The following is a 6,719-nucleotide window of genomic DNA, read 5'->3' as shown; positions in this document are numbered from 1 at the left end:
CGCGAAAAAGCGGCGAAAAGTATCTTGATTTCCTTATTCGCGGTGATCTTGACGCTGGTGATTTCGAATCTGGCAACACTGCTGCTCTTGGGAGAGATGACCGGCAATTATACCTATCCCTTCTTGATTGTTGCGAGGTACATCAGTCTGGCCGAATTTTTTAGCCGTTTGGAATCGCTGTATATGGCTATTTGGGTGTTAGGTGCATTTGTGAAAATCTGCGTATTTTTTTACGTGTCCGTTCTTGGAACCGCCCAATGGATGGCCTTGTCCGATTATCGGCCGATCGTGTTTCCGCTTGGCTTTCTTTTAACTTTGTTTAGTGTTTGGGTCGCACCCAATCTGCAGGAATTAACGCATGCGATAGCTACGTCCGTGACATTTTCTTTCATGATTGTGTTTGTAGCCATTCCTGTGCTTCTGTTCTGTATTGCCTGGGGGAAAAAACGACTCAGCAGGATCATGGCAACAAGGTAAATCCCGCTCTTATCACCAACAATTTTCTCGGGGGAGACAAGAATAGGGAGTTTTACATAAACATATCCACGGGATGAAAAAACGGGGGTGAATCGCCGGTCACGAGGACGTCGGGGTGGACTAGTACAGCAGAAACAAGGATCGGAAAATCCTTAGGGTCTCGTATCTACCGAACCGGGTATGATGAAGGATTCTGTGGAGCAGATGAATTACGAAATCAGCGCCTTGCAAGTGCTGCGGGAGACAAACTACGCTGCAAAGAAAAATGGGTTGCGTGTGGGAACCGGTTAGCGTTTATTTCGAAGTTATAGCAAGCTATGAATGAAGGACTGGAATAAGACATCTGTGGTTCGATCTAATGACGCCGGAAGAATTCTGATTTCTGTGTATTTTTTTGAGTCCGATAATATATATTATGTTAACTTAAATAGAAATCTAAACATACAGCAAATGCTGTTCGGCAATCTGTTGAACGTCTGTGTGTTCTGGTGCGGGAGTTTACACATAAATTTTATTTACCCTAAAGGGCAGCCCCAATGTAATCAACACTCGGCTGCCCTTTCCGTCGTAGAATCTATCAACATGTTTTGCACCACAACCAGAACTTACACTCTTACTTCCCCTAGCCATGCAAACTTCCCTTCAACCGGGGGCGAGGACGATGGGGACCGACCGGGATTTGGATCAGGCTGGTTTTTCCTTGCGGCGCCATCCTGTAGATCTCATCACACAGGTTTGCATCAAATCCGAGGAGCGGGTGTCCTCCCATCCCGATGGCGGACGCCGCCAGCAGTAAACGTTGCACGAGCATACCCGCTTCCATCTGTTGGATGCGATACCCTCTGTACCCCAGTGCCGTTTTGAGGTGATCCCGTTCCCCCGCCACATGCAGGCAGATCGGTACCTGGAACAGATTTACATTATCCAGAAACATTCCCTCTTGCAGTCGGGGCCGAAGATCTCCGATACGTACCCGCCTCAACGCATGAGCAGCGCTGTCATAGCAGTAAGCGCCATCCGGGATGCCTTCGACGCTGTACAAACAGCAATACAGTGAGATACGGGGCTCGGACCCCTCATGCGCTCCATCCAAGTCATTTCGATACGAGAAGGAAGCCGTCGTCTCTTGCAACAGAATGGCCAGTTGCTCTTGGCTTACCTTGGCCCAAACGAAATCCATCCCCGGTGAATACCGCTTTCGGCAAACAGATGCCAGATCATACGCCAACCGCTTCACCTGGGGCAGAGTTATCGCCTCGCCCTCACAGCTTACGTTCTTCTTCCCCCCGAACTGCCGAAACGATCGCAGTGATTCCAGCAGGGACGCTTCATTCATCTTGATCAGCATCGGATACTCCATGACCCTCCGCGACCGGACGTAGTGATCATGATGAACCGCTGTCAACTCCCGGCATAATTCGGTGGCAGAGACAATCCCTTCTCCGTCATTCCCGTTCCCAAACCAAGTGATTGCAGGCTCCACCGACAAGGGAATAACCGCATACACGCTCTCCTCCTGTTCGGATAGCCCGAGCAGATTGTTGACGGCCCGATCTAGAAACTGGAAGTACACCCCTGATGCGAAGCCAAACCGTTTCGCCACTTCAATCAACTGCCCGATCAGCACGCCTGCATCCAGACCTTGCAGGCGGTAGGCAAAGTTATTGTATTTAAAGAAATTTTTCCAAAACATAGTCGACACAAAAACAGTGCCAAAACAAGCCGACACGTCACAGCGGTTGCCAAGAGCCCGGGCAAGATAGGAATCGTAATTTCCTTCGCGCAGCAACACCAAGCGGTGGTGTGCCACATCATAATGGTACACGCCGGCAGGCAAATCCTCCATCTTCAGATACACGTATAATTCGTTTGGATACAACGCCCCGCCGGAGGGAATAAACCTCCGGTACGATTGCATTGGACCCGTCGCTGGTTCTGTGAAATCCAGGTCAAAGACTGACTGGCAGATTTGAGTGAGCCCGAAAACGTACCAGAGTAAATGTCCAATTCCGTGTAGGTCGGGCTTCGTGGACGCTTCCCGTGCTTCGAGCGTCAGCGGTACTTCCGGAGATAACGGAACCACTGGCAAGCCACGGTAGAGCTTATACGCAAGCGGTGCGTCTTCCCAATCCACATCCCAGTCCGGCGGTCTGACCTTGTCAGTGTCAAAATGCAGATTGTGTAGAAACGCTTCCAGATTCATCCTTCTTCCTCCCGGTTACGGCTTATGGAAACGGATGCGGATGCGGATTGAGCTGCTCAATCGTCAACGGTTGCTTCGTATACCCGAGTTCCATTGGTACCCTCAACACCCTCTCCAGCCCTGTCAAGCGGGTAAGGTGATGTCCAAACGTCATCGGCAGCATCCCCGGAATCAGCACTTTTACGCAGTACAGTCCGTTTCGTCTGATTTCCGGCGTCGTCTGGTCCACCACGATCACATCGAGGTTCAATCGGCGGAAAGCCTGGAGAATGTCCTTCAAATCATCGGTCAGGTCCGAATGCCTCACCTTCCGCTTGAATTCCTCTTCAAACGTTCGCAACGGACGATTTTCATCCAGCAAAAAATGCAGACGCTCTTCCGCTTCCGGCAAACTGTACAGCATGGAATGGTCCTCCATCTTCTGCACCAGGGACGGATCGTGCAACATTCGCATATACTCCTCCCGGTTCGCCTCAAATTTATCGTCGAGCGTCAGCAGCATGGAGGCCACTTCGTGTATCGAGCTTTTTACCGCCCGAATCGGGTCCGGATGAGCTCCGGCCGCACAGACGAGATTCACTCCCTTTTGTTTCCTGTTTTTCGCCAATACCCAAACGCTTGGAATCCCGGTCTCCATCGTTGAGTTAAACAAATACAGATCATATCCCGCCACTGTTTGCAAACGGTCGATCATTAACCGCAATTCCTGGTCGTCAGCGGAATAGGGGTCAAGGCGCGGGAGAGGCAGTTGCGCGTACCAAGTCATCAGGAACGAATCACGTTCCACCACTTCCAAAATGCCGTAGAAAATGGCCTCCTCCAAACTTCCGCCTAACGCACATCCATTGGAAGTTTCATAGACAAATCCATGCCCGCATGCCGCGCTGTAATAGGCGAGCAACTCCGGTACCAGAATCGGACGCTCTTGCAAAAATGAATATCCCCATACCCAATCGATTGGGCGTTCAGGATCAAACGGTTTGAAAGGAAAATCGGGCCGTGCATACTGTTCCTTCGCGTGTACACCTACCTTGACGGGGTAAAGCGCTTGATCAGCCAGTTTGAGGTAGCTGTCGTGGATGACCGTCCGTTTGCCTCGAGGTGCCATACCGCAGTACCGCTCCAAGCCCTCCAAAATCGCAGTCAACTCACTATCTGCATATGAATGCGTCCGACCTGAAGCGGCCTCGTCCTCCGTAAACAACGGCAGATTTACAATCACATCGGCAAACGGCGACACGAGGTCATACATTTTCCCATTCAGAAAGCCGGTCCGGTAATCCAGATAGTCTTTGACCAGAACTTGCTTGAGGTCATCCATCGAACGGCAGCGGTAGCTGTCGGCACTGATTTTCGGACTTGGCTGCAGTGTAATTCGCGCCGCTTCCGGAGAATCATCAGGCAACTGGCTACACACAGGACACAGCGGGTCGGGCAGAAAGAAGTGTCGTGAGCTTTTCAGCGTTTTCAGGTTGATCAAAAACACCCGCCCTTCCAAGTGGGCCCGGCTGTCGTGCAACACCCTATGGGCCTCCGCCACAAGCAGGTGAGCCATGTGCAAAAGACCCGTGCGCGATGCCCACACGTCACGTGGCATTCCCTTTTGCTCCGCCAGCCTCTTTTGCAGTTCCCACATCTCCTTGCGGTCGCGTCCCGCCATGAGGCGCCTCATGTCTGCGCACCTGGAGCACCCCGGAGTACCCGGGCGGACCAGCGGCCCGATCACCCCCTCGCCAAATGAAACGAATCCGCGAAGCCAAGGGATGCCTTTTTGCTGAAACACCTCTTCCGCCTCGTGATGAACGGAGGGATGCCAGGCATCGTGCAACACCAGAGCGAAATCCGTCGATTCCGGTACTCCTGCCTTCAAATCGGTCTGACGAACGACCTCGTATTGGGCAGACAGTTCTGCGCACACAAAGTCCGCCAGCAGCCCTTCTCCGACAACTGCCACGACAGCACTCAACGTGATTCCTCCTCTCGCAACAGCACGCCAAACACTCCTGCCAGTTCCTCTTTCAAAAACGGTTCCAGCGCCAGATCGAAGACCAGGAGCCGCTTGCGGTTCTGTTTTAAAACCTGCAGGGCGGACTGCAAGACTTCCGAATGTGCCGCCTCTTTGCACGCGGGAATCACAAGGCTTTGCGGCACCTTTTCCTCCAGAAGCACGGACGTAACTTCCAGCGCTTGTGTCGCGAGGTTCGCCGCTTGGTTCTGTGCCTTTTGCAGCGCCTGTTGCAATGCCTTTCGCAATGCCATTGTCACATTCAAGCCTACGCTTCCATACCAGCGACCGCCTGTACCGACCCACACCACTGGGAATCCGGACACATCTTCTCCCAAGCCGATCGTCGGTTCTCCCTGCATCGTGGTCAATGCCTGCAGATAAAACCGGCAACGTTCATCTTCTACCTCTCTCAACTCCACCCGAAAGACAGGGGGCTTCTGATCCGCCTGTTGCTTGACCAGTTCCTCGGCCAAACACTTTTGCAACCCGCGGCAAACACCTTCCGCAACCGTTTTCCCCGCTCCGACACCGACAAATTCATGCGGTTCTACCTTATTACCTTCTGTTTCCTGATGTGAGGGAAGCGTCGAAACGAGCAGACCGGCCATTCGCGACACATACGCTTCAATCCCGACCAACCCCGCTTCCCGCCGCGCCTCCTCATGCGTCAGACCTGCACAGACAATGTCCGGCAACAGCTCAGCCGGTCCCTCCGACAGCGGGTCGGCTGCCTGAACACGGCACTGAGCCAACGGAAGCTGCTTCAAATCCCCCTCCTCCCAAACATGGAAAATCCCTGTTTCCGCCGATGTCAACCGGCTGAAGTAAGGAAGCAAACCGGTCGACTCACTATTGATCAAATTCAGTTCGAATCGTAGATCGACATCCTGAACCCATTCGGCTGCCGCATGTCCGGTCACCAGCGGATGGGGTATGAACGAGTGCCAGTTTCCTTCCAACGTCTCCAGAGCCAGCAGGAAGAATTTATTCTTCGGTTCTGATTCGGTAACTCCCGTAACCGTTTTTACCAATTCAGACACGATCACATTCGCCAACAACGCTCCCGCTGTGGAAGAAAAAGTGTGCAGCTGCGAGTCTTTGCATAGCGCGGATTTGTGTATGCGGCGCCAAGCCGAATCCCAACATCCCTCTGAGTCTGGATGCACCAGCGGTCCCGCCAGGCTCACCTGCTGCAGACAAATGGCGGGAAGCAACACCTTCTTCTCCGCCCTGCAAACCGCATGAAGATCCCGCAGTTCCTCGACATCGCCCTCCTGCGACACATACAAAATATAATCAAACGGCTGCACAGCCTCCCGCCAAGAAATCGCCCCCTGCACCTGCAGGGTGATTATTTCTTCTACCGCTACCTCGGGGTCCGTTTTCCGGGTATGTGCCGCCAGTTCCTCTAACCGCTGCCGATTGGTAGGCTCTGAGTCCGTGACCAGCATGTGGAATTTGGGTAATCCGGATTCAAACAACGCCGCAACCAACGAGACAAAAAATGGGCCGGAGCCGACCGCCAACACTTTGGTCTGACGATAAGACTGAAAACGGTAGGCACCCGAATCCCCGAAACTGTCCAAAAATTCAATTTGAGAAGCATACTTTTTGAGAACGTCATCCGGTAATTGATGCGGAAGGTCTTGGCTTACATCCCGAACAAAACCGTTTTGGTACAACAATTCTGCGATTTCATACACTCGTTCCCGGTGTTGGTCTGGCAGACCGTCTGTCAAATCCTCCAACGTGTGCTCTCCGTTGAACACCGGTATCAGTTTTTCAATCCACTGATCGATCGTCCTGCCTTCCATACGGAACGAGCCTAAGTTGTTCCGAAAATATACACCGCCGTTCGGATCAGGGAGAAAAAACGTGTCCCCTTTCACTTTCAGACGCATAGAAGGGTTCAAACTTGTCATTCCGCTCCTCCTCACTGTATGCTGTTCTCAATACTGCGCCATCATTTTCACAGTTATCTTATGTACTGCTATTTGTCCCACTTGCCTGATCATTTTTTGAGAAGAGCCC

General features: G+C 52.4%; 4 protein-coding genes. 1 reads left to right on the top strand and 3 read right to left on the bottom strand.

Annotated features, from left to right (window positions below):
• Positions 1-477 (top strand): GerAB/ArcD/ProY family transporter (locus EFBL_RS21540; protein ID WP_231705881.1); only part of this gene is annotated, 477 nt, incomplete at its 5' end.
• A gap of 622 nt (positions 478-1,099) precedes the next feature.
• Here the strand turns inward: EFBL_RS21540 and EFBL_RS18340 are convergent.
• Genes EFBL_RS18340 through EFBL_RS18330 form a run of 3 tightly spaced genes read right to left on the bottom strand, consistent with a single transcriptional unit; the run spans position 1,100 to position 6,610 of the window.
• Positions 1,100-2,680 (bottom strand): SagB family peptide dehydrogenase, encoded by a 1,581-nt coding sequence (locus tag EFBL_RS18340; RefSeq protein ID WP_096183861.1) that lies wholly within the window; start codon positions 2,678-2,680, stop codon positions 1,100-1,102.
• 22 nt (positions 2,681-2,702) lie between these two features.
• On the bottom strand, positions 2,703-4,646 hold the full coding sequence (locus EFBL_RS18335) for a TOMM precursor leader peptide-binding protein (protein WP_096183859.1): 1,944 nt from the start codon (positions 4,644-4,646) through the stop codon (positions 2,703-2,705).
• Complete coding sequence (locus EFBL_RS18330) at positions 4,643-6,610, bottom strand: putative thiazole-containing bacteriocin maturation protein (protein WP_096183857.1); 1,968 nt, start codon at positions 6,608-6,610, stop codon at positions 4,643-4,645. The genes EFBL_RS18335 and EFBL_RS18330 overlap by 4 nt, the downstream gene beginning before the upstream one ends.
• Positions 6,611-6,719: the final 109 nt, after the last annotated feature.

Source organism: Effusibacillus lacus, assembly GCF_002335525.1.
Taxonomy (GTDB): domain Bacteria; phylum Bacillota; class Bacilli; order Tumebacillales; family Effusibacillaceae; genus Effusibacillus; species Effusibacillus lacus.
This window is presented reverse-complemented; position numbering and strand designations above follow the sequence as displayed.

Bases quoted from the DNA above. Each gene is read 5' to 3' on its own strand.
- EFBL_RS18340 (WP_096183861.1), bottom strand. From the start codon at position 2,680: ATGAATCTGGAAGCGTTTCTACACAATCTGCATTTTGACACTGACAAG.
- EFBL_RS18330 (WP_096183857.1), bottom strand. From the start codon at position 6,610: ATGACAAGTTTGAACCCTTCTATGCGTCTGAAAGTGAAAGGGGACACG.